Source organism: Brevundimonas sp. TWP2-3-4b2 (assembly GCF_049897345.1).
Lineage (GTDB): Bacteria > Pseudomonadota > Alphaproteobacteria > Caulobacterales > Caulobacteraceae > Brevundimonas.
The window spans coordinates 352,267-369,156 of the sequence record NZ_JAFCWB010000001.1 but is presented as its reverse complement, the minus strand read 5'-3'; the positions used below and the strand labels follow the sequence as shown (position 1 = coordinate 369,156).

At 68.2% G+C, this 16,890-nt stretch carries 15 protein-coding genes; 12 read left to right on the top strand and 3 right to left on the bottom strand.

Annotation, left to right across the window (positions count from 1 at the left end; translation table 11 throughout):
* Window positions 1-46: 46 nt before the first annotated feature.
* On the bottom strand, window positions 47-2,104 hold the full coding sequence (locus tag ACP7AS_RS01705) for an OPT family oligopeptide transporter (RefSeq protein WP_426027094.1): 2,058 nt from the start codon (window positions 2,102-2,104) through the stop codon (window positions 47-49).
* A gap of 172 nt (window positions 2,105-2,276) precedes the next feature.
* On the opposite strand from ACP7AS_RS01705, the gene ACP7AS_RS01700 reads away from it, so the two are divergent.
* From ACP7AS_RS01700 to gyrB, 12 genes are all read left to right on the top strand, one after another.
* A complete protein-coding gene (locus ACP7AS_RS01700) occupies window positions 2,277-2,729 on the top strand; it encodes a cytochrome c (RefSeq protein ID WP_426027093.1) in 453 nt (150 codons plus the stop codon).
* A 99-nt stretch (window positions 2,730-2,828) separates the two neighbouring features.
* Window positions 2,829-3,692 (top strand): bifunctional DNA-formamidopyrimidine glycosylase/DNA-(apurinic or apyrimidinic site) lyase, encoded by an 864-nt coding sequence (mutM, locus tag ACP7AS_RS01695; RefSeq protein WP_426027092.1) that lies wholly within the window; start codon window positions 2,829-2,831, stop codon window positions 3,690-3,692.
* Between the two features lie 136 nt (window positions 3,693-3,828).
* Entirely contained in the window at window positions 3,829-4,368 is a 540-nt protein-coding gene (locus ACP7AS_RS01690; protein WP_426027091.1) for a DUF1697 domain-containing protein, read from the top strand.
* A gap of 10 nt (window positions 4,369-4,378) precedes the next feature.
* Window positions 4,379-4,828 (top strand): hypothetical protein, encoded by a 450-nt coding sequence (locus tag ACP7AS_RS01685; RefSeq protein ID WP_426027090.1) that lies wholly within the window; start codon window positions 4,379-4,381, stop codon window positions 4,826-4,828.
* A 145-nt stretch (window positions 4,829-4,973) separates the two neighbouring features.
* Window positions 4,974-5,762: an enoyl-CoA hydratase-related protein gene (locus ACP7AS_RS01680; RefSeq protein ID WP_426027089.1), complete on the top strand. Its 789-nt coding sequence runs from the start codon at window positions 4,974-4,976 to the stop codon at window positions 5,760-5,762.
* Between the two features lie 3 nt (window positions 5,763-5,765).
* Window positions 5,766-6,521 carry a DUF4241 domain-containing protein gene (locus ACP7AS_RS01675; RefSeq protein ID WP_426027088.1) on the top strand — a complete coding sequence of 252 codons (756 nt, stop codon included), beginning with the start codon at window positions 5,766-5,768 and terminating at the stop codon, window positions 6,519-6,521.
* 94 nt (window positions 6,522-6,615) lie between these two features.
* A complete protein-coding gene (rpsT, locus tag ACP7AS_RS01670) occupies window positions 6,616-6,885 on the top strand; it encodes a 30S ribosomal protein S20 (protein WP_300469773.1) in 270 nt (89 codons plus the stop codon).
* 442 nt (window positions 6,886-7,327) lie between these two features.
* Window positions 7,328-8,812, top strand: a complete 1,485-nt coding sequence (gene dnaA, locus ACP7AS_RS01665; protein WP_426027087.1) for a chromosomal replication initiator protein DnaA — start codon at window positions 7,328-7,330, stop codon at window positions 8,810-8,812.
* 189 nt (window positions 8,813-9,001) lie between these two features.
* Entirely contained in the window at window positions 9,002-10,120 is a 1,119-nt protein-coding gene (gene dnaN, locus ACP7AS_RS01660; protein ID WP_426027086.1) for a DNA polymerase III subunit beta, read from the top strand.
* Window positions 10,121-10,189: 69 nt separating this feature from the next.
* On the top strand, window positions 10,190-10,474 hold the full coding sequence (locus ACP7AS_RS01655) for a GIY-YIG nuclease family protein (protein WP_426027085.1): 285 nt from the start codon (window positions 10,190-10,192) through the stop codon (window positions 10,472-10,474).
* A gap of 69 nt (window positions 10,475-10,543) precedes the next feature.
* Window positions 10,544-11,677 carry a DNA replication/repair protein RecF gene (gene recF, locus ACP7AS_RS01650; RefSeq protein ID WP_426027084.1) on the top strand — a complete coding sequence of 378 codons (1,134 nt, stop codon included), beginning with the start codon at window positions 10,544-10,546 and terminating at the stop codon, window positions 11,675-11,677.
* A 927-nt stretch (window positions 11,678-12,604) separates the two neighbouring features.
* Window positions 12,605-15,055, top strand: a complete 2,451-nt coding sequence (gene gyrB / locus ACP7AS_RS01645; RefSeq protein WP_426027083.1) for a DNA topoisomerase (ATP-hydrolyzing) subunit B — start codon at window positions 12,605-12,607, stop codon at window positions 15,053-15,055.
* A gap of 15 nt (window positions 15,056-15,070) precedes the next feature.
* Here gyrB and ACP7AS_RS01640 read toward each other — a convergent pair whose 3' ends face one another.
* Window positions 15,071-15,505: a surface-adhesin E family protein gene (locus tag ACP7AS_RS01640; RefSeq protein ID WP_426027082.1), complete on the bottom strand. Its 435-nt coding sequence runs from the start codon at window positions 15,503-15,505 to the stop codon at window positions 15,071-15,073.
* A gap of 74 nt (window positions 15,506-15,579) precedes the next feature.
* Entirely contained in the window at window positions 15,580-16,752 is a 1,173-nt protein-coding gene (locus ACP7AS_RS01635; protein ID WP_426027081.1) for a DNA cytosine methyltransferase, read from the bottom strand.
* Between the last annotated feature and the right edge of the window lie 138 nt (window positions 16,753-16,890).

Sequence of the window (16,890 nt, the reverse complement as noted above, 5' to 3'; positions counted from 1 at the left end):
CTTAACGCAGCCCCTATCCCTCAGGAAAAGGGCAGGGTGAGGGCGGTCAGACCTTCGCCGATCGGTTCCGTACCCAGCTGTAGAGCATCAGCGTCAGCACCACGAAGGCCGCGATCCCCGCCAGCATGGCCGGCCAGGTCGAGCCCTCGGGCAGCATGGCGAACGGCGCGTCATTGCCGGTCGACACGATCACGCCGGCCGTCATGACCAGGAACAGGCTCTCGCCGACGATCAGGCCCGAGGCCAGCAGCACGCCCATGCGGCGGCCGACATCGGCGAACCGGGTGGTCTTGATCGCCTTGTCATAGACCCAGCCACAGATCGCCCCGACCACCAGCATCGTGGTCACGGCGGCCGGCAGGTAGAAGCCGATGCCCACAGCCAGCGGCGGCAGCTTCATCTTGCCCTTGGTGGCACCGTTCAGCACCGCATCCAGCACGATGATGACCACGCCGATCACCGCGCCGAGGCCGATCAGGTCCCAGCGCAGATCACCGCCGATCACCCCTCTGGCGAGGGCCGAGATCAGCGTCGCCTGCGGTGCCGCCAGCGGCTCGTCGGCGATGCCGGCCGGCCCGCCCTCGAAGCCGAAGGCCTTGTTCAGCAGGTTCAGGATCAGCGGGATGACGAGGGCACCGGCGAAGACCCCGACGATCAGGGCCGTCTGCTGCCGCCACGGCGTGGCCTGCACCAGCTGGCCGGTCTTGAGGTCCTGCAGGTTGTCGTTGGCGATCACCGCCACGGCGAAGACAATCGCCGTCACGATCAGGGCGAAGGCCACGACCGACGGATCGGCGGGCAGGCCGGCCAGCGCCAGCACGCCCAGCATCAGCACCGAGGCGATGACGACGGCGAGGATGCCCACGCCCGACACCGGGCTGTTCGACGAGCCGATCAGTCCGGCCATATAGCCGCAGATAGCCGCCACGGCGAAGCCGATGAGCACCACATAGATCAGGCCGCCGCCGACCAGCAGGGGGGTCGAACTGGCGAGTGTCGGATTGCCCTGGGCGAACCAGGCCAGGATGAAGCCGATGCCGATCAGGCAGGCGACCGACAGGCCGGCGACGATATTGATCGGAATGTCCTGCTCGGTGCGGTCCAGCACCTCGCCGCTCTGCCGGCGGCGGTTGGCGGCCAGGGCCGAGGTCAGGCCGCCGATCAGCGGGCCGGACAGCTTGATCAGGGTCCAGATGGCCGCGACGCCGATGACGCCGGCCCCCATGAACCGGACCTCGCGCCGCCAGACGGTGCTGGCCAGTTCTTCTGCGTCCACGCCCGCGGGCAGGGTCGTCGCGATGGAGGGGATGCCGTGGGCGGTCAGCCAGGCGATGGTCTCGGGCGAGGTCAGGACCGGCACGGCGATCCCCCAGGCCAGGATCAGGCCGAACAGTTGGGCCAGACCCACGCTGAGGCCGATCAGATGGCCGGCGCCCAGCAGGGCGAACTGCATGCCGAAGCCGAGGCCCGTGGCCCCGCCGCCCAGCGACGCGGGCAGTTTGATGAACCTTGCCGCCTCGCCGGCGAACACGCGTCCGGCGACCAGCAAGGCGTAGCCGGCGGAAACGATGGAGCCCCAGATCACGACCCACAGGCCCGATGCATTCTCGCGCACCGCGCTCTCGGTCTGTTCGGCTCCGCGCGAGCCGACGGTCAGAACCTCGGCCGCGGCGACGCCCTCGGGATAGGGCAGGCCGGCGTCGACCACGAGCGCGCGGCGCAAGGGAATGGAGAAGGTCACCCCCAGTATGCCGCCGAAGACGCAGATCAGCACCGACTCCCAGAACGGGAACTCCAGCCACCAGCCGACCATGACCAGGCCCGGCAGGACGAAGATGATGGAGCTCATGGCCCCGCCCACCGACGCGACCGTCTGCACCGTCATGTTTTCCCAGATGGTCGAATCCTTGAACAGCCGCAGGATGGCCATGGAGATGACCGCCGCCGGGATGGCCGAGGCGAAGGTCAGCCCGACCTTCAGTCCCAGATAGGTGTTCGCGGCGGTGAAGATCACCGCCAGGAGGCAGCCCAGAACGAGGGCGCGCAGCGTCAGTTCGATACGCTTGCCGCCGCTGACGGGCGGGCTCGCGGGTGTGTCGGTCATGGGGTTCCTCTCCCTCTTTGGCCGGACCTAAGCCGGAAACGCGGCCGGTGACCAGTGGCGACGGATGGAGCCGGGGCGATCGAAGACCCTGCAGACCCCCGCCAGCCGGTTCCGGCGCGCATTGACAGACCGATCATCCGGGCGGAGCTTCACCGGAAAGAGAGAGGCGACCATGCGGAAGTGGATCACGGCGGCGGTGCTGGGCCTGATGTGTGTCGGCGGTGCCGCCAATGCCCAGGGCGAGGGTGCGGCGGGGATCGTCCAGGGCCGCCAGGCCGGGATGATGCTCTCGAGCGTGGCGATGGGGGCCATCAAGGCCTCGATCGACGCCCAGCAGGCCCCATCGACCCAGCGTTTCAACAGCCGCGCCCTGGCGCGCTGGGCCCGCGCCGTCCCGGGCCTGTTCCCGGCCGGAAGCGGGGCCGAAGCCGGCGTTCCGACCCATGCCAAACCCGAGATCTGGAGCGACCGTGCCGGCTTCGAGGCCAGGGCCGCGGACTATGCCGCCGCCGCTGACCGCCTGGCTGAACTGGCTGCCGGCGACGACGCCGCTGCCTTCGCGGCCCAGTGGACCGTCGTCCGCGCCAGCTGTCAGGCCTGTCACACGCCTTACAAGGCTGAGTGAGGGATTAGGGGTTAGGGACTAGGGAACGGCCTTACCTGCCCCCACCTGCGCCCAGTCACCTCCCTCGCCCTCAATCCCTAATCCCTAGTCCCTCAAAAAATGCCCGAACTTCCCGAGGTCGAAACCGTCCGTCGCGGCCTTGAGCCCGTCCTGACCGGCGCGCGTCTGGCGAGCGTGCGCCAGAACCGGCCCGACCTGCGCTTTCCCTTTCCCGATCGCTTTGTCGCGCGGCTGGAGGGGGCGACGGTCGAGCGCATCGACCGCCGTGCCAAATACCTGTTGATGCCGTTGTCGACCGGCGAGACCTGGGTCAGCCATCTGGGCATGACCGGCCGCTTCACCTTGGACGGCGACCCGCTGGGCGAGTTCGAGCAGGCCGCGCCGATCGTCGGCAAGCATGAGCACGTCAGCCTGTCTGCCGTGAAGGGCGGGATCACCACCCGGCTGGGCTTCGCCGACGCCCGCCGGTTCGGTTTCATGGGGCTGATCCCCACCGACGGGGTCGCGGCCCATCCGTGGTTTGCCGCCCTCGGCCCCGAACCGCTCGGCAACGGCTTTTCGGGGGCCCATCTGGCCGAGGCCTTTGCGGGCCGGAAACAGAACATCAAGGTCAGCCTGCTGGACCAGCGCAACGTCGCCGGCCTGGGCAACATCTATGTCTGCGAGGCCCTGTTCCGCGCCCGCATCTCGCCGCTGGTCGCCGCCGGCAAGATCTCGAAGCCGCGCCTCGAAACCCTCGCCGCCGTGGTCCGCGACGTCCTCAACGAGGCCATCCTCGCCGGCGGCTCGACGCTCAAGGATTTCGCCAACGCTGACGGCGGCCAGGGCTATTTCCAGCACCGGTTCGACGTCTATGGCCGCGAGGGCCAGCCCTGTCTTGCCGGCGGATGTTCCGGCGTGATCCGACGCACCGTCCAGGGCGGCCGCTCGACCTTCTGGTGTCCGGCCTGTCAGAAGCGATGAGGGACCAGGGATTAGGGATTAGGGATTAGGGAGGAAGGCTGCAGACCGCGCACCGCGCAGGTTGGCCAGTTCAGGAACCTCGATCACCTTGTCGACATGCCCTACTCCCTAATCCCTAATCCCTAATCCCTCCTCCATGACCCATCGCATCATCCTCTTCCGCGGCATGAACACCGGCGGCGTCCGCGCCCGGGTCGGCGAGCAACGCGCCATGGCGGAGGCCAGGGGACTGCGGAACCCGCTCACCCTGCTGGCGAGCGGCAATCTGGTCGTCGAAAGCGATCGCGATCCTGTGGAGCTGGAAGCCGCCGTCGAGGCTGAAACCGAACGCCGCTTCGGTCGCCGCATCGAAACGATTGTCCGCTCCCCCGCGCAATGGGCCGCTCTCATCGCCGCCAATCCCTTCCCGGAGGCGACCTCCGTCGACGGCAGCCGGCTTCTGGTCATGGTCATGAAGGACGGGATCAAGCCGGGCGGTCTCGAGGCCGTCCGCGGTTTCGCTGTCGGCGAAGAGCGGGTCGAGGCGGCCGCGGGTGCCCTGTTCTTCTGGCATCCCGAGGGCATCGGCTCGTCGAAGATGGCCGCCAGGGCCCAGCCGCGATTGATCGGCCTCGGTACCGGCCGAAACTGGAACACCGTCCTCAAGCTGGCGGACATGGTCGGGCTGACGGCGTAGGAAGCGGCGCATGACCCATCGCCATACCCACCTCTGGATCAGCCTCGTCGTCAGCCTCGGCGTCTGGGGCGCCTATTTCGCACATTTCCTGCAGCAGATGCGCCGCGGCGAGACCGGCGGTCTGGCGCTGTGGTTTCTCGGGGCCCTGGCGGTGATCGTCGTCGCCGAGACCGTGGCGACCAGCCTCATCGCCTGGCTGTTCCGCCGTCGCGCCCGGACGCTGGACGAAGGTCCCACCCTGCAGGCGGCCCTGAAGGCCAGCCATGTGGCCCTGATGCTGCTGATCGTCCTGGCCCTGACCGCCGCCGCCGGGCTCGCCTTCGCCTCGCTGTTCGGCTGGAGTCTGGACCTGTCCGGCGCGCGCGGTCAGGTCATCGCCGCCAACGCCCTGCTGGCCATGGTGGTGATCGCCGAGCTTCTCCGCGCCGGGTTGACGCTGGCGCTGCTGCCGAGGCGATAAGTTGAGTGGCTGGTGGCTAGTGGCTGGTGCCCGGTGATCACGTCCTGGCTCCGCGCCATAATTCCGGGCGCAAATCTGGACGCACCGCTCACTAGCCACTAGCCACTAGCGACCAGCCACCAGCCACCCCTCGGGAGCCCGCCCCATGGCCGACACCTTCTCCACACTGCTGATCGAACGCCACGCCGACGGCTATGCGGTGGTCACCCTGAACCGCCCCGAGGCGCTGAACGCCCTCAACTCGGCGCTGTTCAAGGATCTGTCGGACTTCCTCGACGCGGTTGAGCACGATGACAGCGTCCGCTGCCTCATCCTGACCGGCTCGGGCGACAAGGCCTTCGCCGCCGGTGCTGACATCAAGGAGATGCAGGACCAGACCTATGCCCAGATGTATGCGGGCAATTTCTTCGCCCTCGGCCACGACCGCATCACCCGTTTCCGCAAGCCGATCATCGCCGCCGTCAACGGTTTCGCCCTCGGCGGCGGCTGCGAACTGGCCATGCTGTGCGACTTCATCGTGGCCAGCGACAAGGCGAAATTCGGCCAGCCCGAGATCAACCTCGGCGTCGCCCCCGGCATCGGCGGCTCCCAGCGCCTGACCCGTCTGGTCGGCAAATCAAAAGCGATGGACATGGTCCTGACCGCCCGCATGATGGACGCCGCCGAGGCCGAACGCGCCGGCCTCGCCTCCCGCATCGTGCCGCACGACACCCTGCTGGACGAGGTCCGCAAGATCGCCGCCCGGATCGCCGCCCAGAGCCCGCTGGCCGTCATGGCCAACAAGGAGATGGTCAACGCCGCCCTCGAGACCACCCTGACCCAGGGCGTCCAGTTCGAACGCCGCCTGTTCCACAGCCTGTTCGCCTTTGAGGACCAGAAGGAAGGCATGGCGGCCTTCGTCGAAAAGCGGAAGCCGGTGTTCACGGGGAAATAGCCGATGTTCCGCAGGATTCTCGCCGCCGTCGGCGTCCTCTCGGCGATCGCTCCGGCGGCCCAGGGCCAGATCACGCCGCGCTCCGAGGTCCTGACCGGGGCCTTCCAGCCCGGCTTTGTCGGTGAGGCCGATGAGGCGCGCTACCCCGTCCGCGTCATCCGTCTCGGCGAGGTGGGGATCGCGAGTGGCCGCGTGCTGCTGGTCGATCCCTTCCTGATGTCCACGCGCGACATGCCCCTGGCCCTGACCGTGCGCCCGGGGCGCTATCCGGTCGACCTGGCGGTGGCCGACGCGGGTGAGAGCGGTCAGCGCGTGGCCCTGGCCCGCCTGCTGCTCTCCGACGCGCCCGCAGTCCGCTGGGCGCTGGCGGTCACCGACGAACAGGACCCGACCACGCTGAGGGGCGATGACATCTTCGGCTACGGGGTCGACTCGGGCACCGGTGCCTTCGTCGACGCCGCCGTCCCGGCCTGGCTGGCGACCGAATACCCGGCGTCGGACACCGAACGGTACGGGGCGCTGGTCGACGACTGGCAGGCGCGGGGCGAGGCGGCGGCCGGGCCTCTCGGCATCCCCTATGGCTTCGCCCTGGTCGAATCCCTGGGGCCGGGAGGCGCGGCGATGTTCTCGACCGGCTGGGGCGATGGCCACTATGCGTCATGGGTGGGTTACGGCTCCGACGACCGTCCCGTGGTCATCGTGACGGACTTTGCGGTCATCACCGTGGTGAACTTTCCAACGGCTGCGGACTCTCGTTGACCCCCCAACCCCTTTCCGCTATAGCCGCCCGCTCTTGAAGATTTCCCCGCCGTGGACCGTGCTCCGCGGCGTTTCCGTTCGTAAGGTTTGACTGATGGCCAACAATGCCGGCGCCAAGAAAGCGATCCGCAAGATCGCGGCCCGCACCGAAGTGAACAAGGCGCGCCGCACGCGTGTCCGCACCTTCCTGCGCAAGTTCCAGGAAGCCGTCATGGGCGGCGACGCCGGTGCCGCGAAGACCGCGTTCGTCGAGGCTCAATCCGAGCTGATGCGCGCCGTCTCCAAGGGCGTGGTTCACAAGAACACGGGTTCGCGGAAAGTCGGTCGTCTGGCCGCCCAGCTGAAGAAAATGTCCGCTGCCTGACACAGCGGCGTTCTGACGGCCTTTCACAGGCCTGTCATAGTAAATTTTAACGATATCAGCGGCGAGGAAGCTAACGCTTCCTCGCCGCTTGCATGTCTGCGTCTAAGCTTCACCGCAGGAATTGGCACTCGCCTCTGTGGCGAAACAGACATTTTCGTTGACGGTGTTTGGCTTTAGCGGAGTCAACAATTTTAAGTGCGATTCGACTCGCGAATCAGCGTTGACGCACCCCCCGCCGGGCGTAAGTTTGGGGCGCTGACGCACTTCCATCCCCACACGGATGAAGACGGCACGGAACCTGTTTTCGGGTCGGCGTGAGACGCCTGTTCAAGAGTTCGACCCCACCCGCGCGGCACCTCGCCTCGCGGGACAGGAGAAGTCGTCCCTCGTGCAGGCCGTCTTGAGAAGGGCGACGCGGTGATGGTTTCGAACGGCGGGTGTTATGGTTACGGGGAGCGCGGGGATGGCGGGGATGACGGATCCGGATCACATCTGGACCGAGGCGGCGGGCCGTCTTCGCACGGAAATCGGCGAGGGGCCGTTCAGCTCCTATATCGCACCGTCGGCCGTGCGCGCCGACGGTTCGGGCCAGCTGATCCTGGTCACCCCGACCGCCTATGCCCGTGACTGGGTGCGCAAGAACGCCCTGCGTCGCATGAATGAGCTGTGGCTGGGCCTGGACGGCCTGTCGCGTCGTCTCGACGTGCGCTGCCGCGCCGAAATGGGCTCGACCCCTTCGGCCTCGCAGGTCGCCGCCGGCCGCGCCGAGGGTGCCAATGTCCTGCCGCTGGTCTCGCCCCATTCCCACGCCCAGTCGCACGCCCAGTCTTATCCGATGCCCATGGCCACCGTGCCGCCCGTCGCCGACGGGGCCCGCGCCGTGCGCGCCGCCGGCCTGCAGGAGCGGCTGACCTTCGACAGTTTCGTCGAGGGGCAGGGCAATGCCTTCGCCCTGGCCATCGCCCGTCAGGCCGCGGCCTGGGCCGACGGCCATTTCAACCCGATCTTCTTCTGCGGCCCCTATGGCTACGGCAAGACCCACCTGCTCAATGCCATCGCCTGGGAGGCCCAGCGCCTGCGGCCGGATGCCCGGGTGGTGTATCTGACCGCCGAACGCTTCCTGTCGACCTTTGTGCGCGCCACCCAGGATCGCACCATGGCGGCCTTCAAGGACAGTCTGCGCAGCGCCGACATGCTGCTGATCGACGACGTCCAGTTCGTCGGCGGCAAGACCGGCACCCAGGAAGAACTGCTGTCGACGCTGACCGCCCTGATCGAGGACGGCAAGAAGATCGTCATCTCGGCCGATCGACCGCCGATGGCCCTGACCGAGGTCGAGCCACGTCTGCGCAGCCACCTGGCCTCGGGCCTGACCTGCCCGGTCGAGCCCGCCGACCGCGCCCTGAAACTGGCCGTGGCCCGCAACCGCATCCAGGCGCTGGCCAACCTCGGCGTCGTCTCGGGCGAGGCCCAGGCCGAGGTGCTGGAACACCTTGTCGACCGCACGCCGGGCTCGATGCGCGAGCTGGAAGGGGCCGTGAACACCTTGGCCGCCGTCGCCGGGGCCCGCCTGTCGTCGCTGAGCGTCGACGAGACCCAGGCCCTGCTCGGCTCGGCCCTGCGCGGAGGCCCCGAGCGCCGCATCACCGTCGACGAGATCCAGAAGACCGTCGCCGACCACTTCAGCCTCAAACAGGCCGACCTGCTGTCCGAGCGGCGCACCCGCGCCGTGGCCCGGCCGCGCCAGATCGCCATGTGGCTGTGCAAACAGCACACGACACGGTCCTATCCCGACATCGGTCGCCGCTTCGGCGGCCGGGATCACACCACGGTCCTGCACGGCGTGCGCAAGATCGAGGAACTGATGGGCCTCGACGACCAGATTGCCCGGGACGTCGAGACGCTGACGCGCAAGCTGCGGGGTTAGGGAATAGGGCTTGGGGCTTGGGGAAACGGGGCTGATACGCACGGTTATCCCCATGCGCCTGCTGGCTCTTCCCAAGACCTAAGCCCTAAGCCCTACCCCCTTCCTTGCCCCCCGCCGCCAATCCGCTAGTGTCCAAGGCCCTCTATGTCGCGGTGACGCTTTGAGTCGCCGCACCCCGGGCGAGACCACATGCAACTGACCATCGAACGATCCGCGCTCCTCAAGGCCCTCGGCCACGTGCAGAGCGTCGTCGAGCGCCGCAACACCATTCCGATCCTGTCCAACGTCCTGCTGTCGGCCGGTCGCGACAAGCTGGCCTTCGCCGCCACCGATCTGGACATGGAGATGGTCGACGAGGCCGAGGCCCAGGTGAATGTCGAGGGCCAGATCACCGCCCCGGCCCACACCCTGTACGAGATCGTGCGCAAACTGCCCGACGGGGCCGAGGTGTCGCTATCCTACAACGGCGACGACCCCCGTCTGGTGGTCCAGGCCGGGCGCTCGAAATTCAACCTGCCGGTCCTGCCGGCCGGCGACTTCCCGGTCATGTCGACCGACACCTCGGGCACCCGCTTCACCATGCCCAAGGAAGACCTCGCCCGGCTGATCGACAAGACCCGGTTCGCCGTCTCGACCGAGGAGACGCGCTACTATCTGAACGGCCTGTACCTGCACACCGTCGCCGAGAACGGCATTCCCCTGCTGCGCGCCGTCGCCACCGACGGTCACCGCCTGGCCCTGGCTGAGACCCCGGCTCCCGAGGGTGCCGCCGGCGGTCCCGGCGTCATCGTCCCGCGCAAGACCATCGACCAGGTCCGCCGCCTGCTCGACGATGGCTCCGGCCCGGTCGAGGTCATGGTCAGCCCGCAGAAAATCCGCTTCGAATTCGGCCAGGCCAGCCTGACGTCCAAGGTCATCGACGGGGCCTTCCCCGACTATATGCGGGTCATCCCCAAGGGGAACGACAAACAGGCCGACATCGACAACACCCTGTTCGCCCAGGCCGTCGACCGCGTCGCCACCATCTCGGCCGAGAAGAGCCGCTCGGTGAAACTGGCCTTCGAGCTGGACCGCGTCACCCTCACGGTGCGCAACATGGAGGCCGGGCAGGGGGTCGAGGAGGTCGAGATCGGCTATTCCGAAGAGCCCTTCGAGATCGGCTTCAACGCCCGCTACCTGCTCGACGTCGCCGGCCAGATCACCGGCGAAACCGCCCACTTCAAATTCGCTGACCCGGCCTCGCCCACGCTCGTCCTCGATCCGGGCGATCCGGGCGTGCAATACGTGCTGATGCCGCTGCGGGTGTAGCAACACCCTGTTCCGCTCATCCCGGCGAAAGCCGGGACCCAGTGCTTTCGTTGCGTACGGAGGTTCCGGTTGGCGTTCTTCACGGACATCGTCGCCAGCCGTCGAAACGGGACGCTGTACACCGGCTCAACCGACGACCTGGCCAGACGCACGGCCGAGCATCGCGACCAGGTTCGCCGGGGGTTCGCAACCAGGCACGGCGTGACTCTTCTCGTCTGGTACGAATGGCATGACACCCGCGACGCCGCCTTCCGTCGCGAGCGTCAGATCAAGGAATGGAAACGCGCCTGGAAGCTGGAACTGATCGAGCGGACCAATCCGGGCTGGAACGACCTGTTCGAAACGCTCTTCTGAACCGCCCGAGTTCCTGCGAAAGAACTGGGTCCCGGCTTTCGCCGGGATGAACGGATTTTTTCGCACCCCTTGATCACCGCCCTCACCCTCACCGACTTCCGCTCCTATGCGAGCGCGACCCTGCCCATCGGTGCGGGGGCGGTGGTGCTTCACGGGCCGAACGGGGCGGGCAAGACCAATCTGCTGGAGGCGCTCAGCCTGTTCACCCCCGGCAAGGGGCTGCGCGGGGCCACGGCCCCCGAGATGGGCCGGCGCGAACCGGGCGAGGCGACCGGCCGCGCCTGGGCCGTCGCCGCCGTCCTGACCGACGGCGAGGGCGAGACCAAACTGGGCACCGGTGTCCAGTCCGCCGGCGCCGCCCGCCGCATCGTCCGCATCGACGGCGAGACCGCCCAGCCCGGCCGGCTGCTGGACCATCTGCGCCCCGTCTGGGCCACGCCCGAACAGGACCGGCTGTTCTCTGACGCCCGCGCCGCTCGCTTACGCTTCTTCGACCGGCTGGTCTTCGCCGCCGACCCGTCCCACGCCGCCTCGGTCTCGGCCTATGAGAAGGCCCTGCGGGAGCGGCTGCGGTTGCTGACCGAGGGGGCCGAGGGCCGCGCCGCCGATCCCCTTTGGCTCGATGCGCTGGAGATCCGGCTGGGCGAGGCGGGGGCCGCCGCCGCCCATGCCCGCGCCGCGGCCCTGACCACCCTCCAGGCCGCCATCGACGCCCGTTCCGATCGCCCCTTCCCCCAGGCCGATCTCGGCCTGACCGGCGAGGCGGAAACGCTCGCCGCATCGGGTGCCGACGCGGCCGCCATCGCCGCCGTCATCCGCGACGGCATGGCCCGCTCGCGTGGCCGCGACGCCGCCGCCGGTCGCTCGCTCTACGGCCCGCACCGCTCCGACCTGACCGCCCTGCACCGCGAGAAAAACCGCCCCGCCGCCGAGGGCTCCTCGGGCGAACAGAAGGCCCTGGTGCTCAACCTGATCCTCGCCCAGATCACGCGGCTATCCGGTCAGCAGGCTCCGCCGGTCCTGTTGCTCGACGAGGCCCCCGCCCACCTCGACACGGCCCGCCGCGCCGCCCTGTTCGACGAGATCGAGGCCCTCGGCCTGCAGGCCTTCATGACCGGCACCGAGGCCGAACTGTTCGAACCCCTGCGCGGCCGGGCGCAGTTCGTGCGCGTGGAAGGCGGCGGGTTCGCTCTCGAGGACTAGAGCCCGGAAGTGAAGCCCTTCGCTTCCCTTCTCCCCTTGCGGGAGAAGGTGGCCGAGCGCAGCGAGGTCGGATGAGGGGTCACGGCCGTCTCTCCGATGATCGGTCCACGACCGTCGATGACCCCCGCTGCTCGTGAGACCCCTCATCCGTCAGCCTTCGGCTGCCACCTTCTCCCGCAAGGGGAGAAGGGTCGTGTTGCGAATGCTGGAGATTCACCGCCAGCCAGACGATTTCGCCCCACTAACCTGCCGTTTTCAAATGCAATAGTCCGACAACCAGCGTCATCTCCCAGCCGCATCGACGCCCCGTGCCACACTCCTCCCCGTCCCGTCGCAGGGAGGCTCGCTCGGCCGGCGAACCGAAGCGGCGGCGGGAGCGGAGGGAGCGGGCCGTGACGGAGCGATCCGGATGCGGAGGCCCGGAGGCTGCAACGCCCCTAGGTCAAGGGACGGGGAACAACCCCCGTCCGGTCCAAGAGACGGTCGTCGCCGTCCCTGCCCGCGGCGCGCGGACCGGGTCACCTGCCAACAACAGGCGACGGCCCCGGCGCGTCGAAAACCAGCCGCGCGGAGCGTCTGTCTTTCGCCGAAACGGTATTCAAATCTCTTCTCCGGGCGAAGGCCCGGGCGCTCCGCCAGGCCTCCCGCTCGACCTGTCGCGCCTGCGCGGCGGGGCGAGACCGCATGACCTCGTCATCCCGGGACAACGAGCCCGCAAGGGTGAGGCCGATCCGGGGAAAACAGCGCGGTGCCGAAGGCTGCACGGAGCCACGCGCAGCGCCGCTTTTCCTCGCAATTCCGGCCTGAATCCCTATATGCTGACAGCATCGGCGCGGATCGGATTCGCGTCCTGAAAACCGTCCGTTCAAGGCGGCTGGACTGCCGCTTTCACAGGCCCTGCGACAGGGCGTTTCACCGACCGAATATATGACCGATCAAACCCCGCCATCCGCCGATCTTGGGCGCAACGAAGACACCGCCGAAGAGGCCGCCTACGGCGCCGATTCCATCAAGGTCCTCAAGGGTCTCGACGCGGTCCGCAAACGGCCCGGCATGTATATCGGCGACACCGACGACGGCTCGGGCCTGCACCACATGGTCTATGAGGTGGTCGACAACGCCATCGACGAGGCCCTGGCCGGCCATGCCGACCTGGTCCAGGTCATCCTCAACGCCGACGGCTCGGTCACCGTCACCGACAACGGTCGCGGCATCCCCACCGACATCCACGAGGGCGAAGGCGTCTCGGCGGCCGAGGTCATCATGACCCAGCTGCACGCCGGCGGTAAGTTCGACCAGAATTCCTACAAGGTCTCGGGCGGCCTGCACGGCGTGGGCGTCTCGGTCGTCAACGCCCTCAGCGACTGGTTGAAGCTGGTCATCTACCGCAACGGCAAGCGTCACGAGATGATGTTCGCGCGCGGCGACACGGTCGAAAGCCTGAAGGTCACGGGTGATGCGCCCCTGCGCGAGAACGGCAACGTCCTCAGCGGCACCGAAGTGACCTTCTACCCCTCGGTCACCACCTTCGCCCACATCGACTTCGATCTGAAGACGCTGGAGCATCGCCTGCGCGAGCTGGCCTTCCTGAACTCGGGCGTGGTCATCAAGCTGCAGGACCACCGCGGCGTCGAGAAATTCGAGGAAATCCTGCACTACGAGGGCGGCGTCGAGGCCTTCGTACGTCACCTCGACAAGTCCAAGACGCCCATCCTCAAGGACGTCATCGTCATCCGCGGCAAGAAGGAGGGGATCGAGATCGATCTCGCTCTGTGGTGGAACGACAGCTACCACGAGACCATGCTGTGCTTCACCAACAACATCCCCCAGCGGGATGGAGGCACCCACCTCTCGGCCTTCCGCGCCAGCCTGACCCGCGTCATGGGCGGCTATATCGACGCCGCCGGTGCCGCCAAGAAGGAGAAGGTTTCGGTCTCGGGCGAGGACGCCCGCGAGGGCCTGACCTGCGTCCTGTCGGTCAAGGTGCCGGACCCGAAATTCTCGTCACAGACCAAGGACAAGCTGGTCTCGTCCGAGGTGCGCCCCGCCGTCGAGGGCCTGTGCTCGGAAGGGCTCTCGACCTGGTTCGAGGAGCATCCGGTCGAGGCGAAGATGGTCGTCGCCAAGATCATCGAGGCCGCCGCCGCCCGCGAGGCCGCGCGCAAGGCCCGCGACCTGACCCGGCGCAAATCGGCCATGGAAATCAGCTCCCTGCCCGGAAAGCTGGCCGACTGTCAGGAACGCGATCCGGCCAAGTCCGAACTGTTCATCGTCGAGGGCGATTCCGCCGGCGGCTCGGCCAAACAGGCCCGCAATCGCGAGAACCAGGCCGTCCTGCCCCTGCGCGGCAAGATCCTGAACGTCGAGCGCGCCCGCTTCGACCGCATGCTGTCGTCGGAGCTGATCGGCACCCTGATCCTGGCGCTGGGGACCGGCATCGGTCGCGACGACTTCAACGCCGACAAGCTGCGCTATCACAAGATCATCCTGATGGCCGACGCCGACGTCGACGGCGCCCACATCCGGACCCTGCTGCTGACCTTCTTCTATCGCCAGATGCCCGAGCTGATCGAGCGCGGCCACGTCTACATCGCCCAGCCGCCGCTCTACAAAGTCTCCAAGGGCAAACAGTCCCGCTACCTCAAGGACCAGTCCGAGATGGACTCCTACCTGATCGAGGAAGGGTCCTCCGAGGCCGAGCTGGACCTGCCGACCGGCGAGCGCCGGACGGGCATGGACCTGCAGGCGTTGGTGCGCGAGGCCAAGGCCTTCAAGGCCGGTGTCGATCGCCTGAGCCAGCGTGCGCCGACCTTTGCCATCGAACAGGCGGCCCTCGCCGGATTGTTCGATGAAGATCCTGCCGATCCGACAAAGGCCGCCGGGCGGTTCAACCTCTACGCCGAGGAAGGCGATGGTCCGTGGACCGGCGCGCCGGGGGCCCAGGGGGCCGTGGCTTTCGAGCGCGTGCGCCGCGCCGTCACCGAACGCATCGTGCTGGAAGAGGCGCTGATCCGCTCGCTGGACGCCCGCCGTCTGGCCGAGCGCTCCGCCGCGTTCGAGGGCCTGTTCGACAGGCCCGCCATCTTCCGCCGCAAGGACAGGTCGGTGACCATTCGCGGCCCGCTCGACCTGCTGGAAGCGGTTCTGGAGGCCGGCAAGAAGGGCATCGCCATCCAGCGCTACAAGGGTCTGGGCGAAATGAACCCCGAACAGCTGTGGGAGACGACGCTGGACGTCAACGCCCGCACCCTGCTGAAGGTGCAGGTCGAACATCAGGAAGACGCGTCGGACCTGTTCGCCAAGCTGATGGGCGACGTGGTCGAGCCGCGCCGCGAGTTCATCCAGGCCAACGCCCTCGACGCGGCCGTCGACGCCTAGGTTCAGGTCCGGGGTCTAGGTCCGGCCGGCGTCGATGAAGTCCTTGATGGTCGGCCAGATCGGGGGCTGGGCGCGCGAGCCCTTGCAGACGATGTTGTTCAGGAACTCGGGCGAGGTGTTCGGGCGCACCTCCTCCCAGGCCGCGCCCTCTTCGGGGTAGCGGTCCGCCTCGGCCCCGTCGGGACCGTATTCGACGACCCCGGCCGTGCGCCAGTGGCTGGTGGCGCACTGGATTTCATAGGTCTCGACCGAATAGCTGTAGTCGCCCGCAGCCCCGGTCCTGGGGGCCGTGGCGACGTGGACGCTCGTGATGTCGCCATTGACCGTGATGCTGTCGACATCGGCCATGAAGACGTTGTTCGGGCTGCGCGAGAACGGATGCCAGCTTTCGGCCGCCGCGGGCGTCGCCGCGGCTGCCAGAACGACCACACTCAAAACCAGATATTTCATGATGATCTCCCCGGACCCCTGAGCCATATGATGCGCCGCTGTGTGGCTTTGGCAAGAGGGTCCGGCGACCGGATTCAGGCCGCCCTTCGGGTTCCGGCGGCGGCTTCGAGGATCGGCTCGAACAGCCATTCGGCCAGATGCCGCACGACCGGAACGGCCACGCCGTCCCCGGTCAACCGGCACGCGCCGCTGTAGGTCACGGGCAGGTTGTAGCCGTCGGACAGTCCCATCAGTCGCGCCGTCTCACGCGCCGACATCAGTCGCGTCCGCACCGCGCCCCGTTCGACGACCAGCACGGTCTGGCGGCTGGATCCGCCGGCCGGCGTGCGCAGACATCCGGCGACGTCGAACCGGACCTCGGCGCGCTGGCGCTTGCCGCCGTCGGCGTCCTGCCGGGTCCGCAGGAACAGGGCTCCGACGCTTAGGCCGCCGGCAAGGCGCGCCTGTTCCACCTTGGCCAGATTGACCGGCGACATCAGGCCCAGCAGCCGCGCGGTCCGCTCGGCCGTATTCCACGGCGTATCCGAAGGGTCTGCCTCGATGACCGAGGCCAGCGTCACCGGCCGGGTCGTCGGTTCCGGCAGCCGCCACCAGACCATGGAGGCGCGCAGGTCGTCGGGGAACCGGTCGACCGCCTGGCGCAGGGCTTTCGGATGGAACGGCTCCAGCGGACCCGGCGTGGTCAGGCCTGCCGGTGTGGGCAGGTCGCCCCGCAGGCCGATCACGAACAGGCGCGGCCGGGACTGGGGCAGGAACCGGTCCGCGTTGATGACCAGCGCGCCCCAGCGATATCCCGCCTCGACATAGGTCCGGCACACCGCCTCGAAATCGCGCCCGCCCCGCGAGGTCAGCGTGCCGCAGACGTTCTCGACCGCCACGATCGCCGGGGCCCGCCCCTGCCTCGTCAGGGCCCGGGCCACGTCCCAGAAGGCGTGGAAGGTGCCCGAGCGGCGTCCGCCCAGACCCGCTCCGGCCCCGGCGAGGGACAGGTCCTGGCACGGGAACGACCCCCACATCAGGTGCGCCGTACCCGGCAGCTCGTCCGACACCACCTGGCCGATGTCGCCCAGTTGGAAATCGTCCCCGCCCCAGTTGGCGCGATAGGCCTGCCCCTTGGCCGGATCGATGTCATTGGCGAACAGACAGCGCCAGCCCTCGCCCAGCCCGGCCCGCACCATGCCGCCGCCGGCGAAGAATTCGTAGAAGCCGGGCCGTCGATCAGGCGGTTGGGCGGGCGATTCGCTCATGCCCCGACGCTGACGCTCCCGCAGCGCCAAGTCCATCCAGAGGCGGAGATGAGGGCCTCCCGGGCTCAATCCAGAGCGTCTGACGCCTGCGAGCCGCGGCCCGCCGCAGTCCGGCCCGGCAGACTGGAAAGAAGAAAA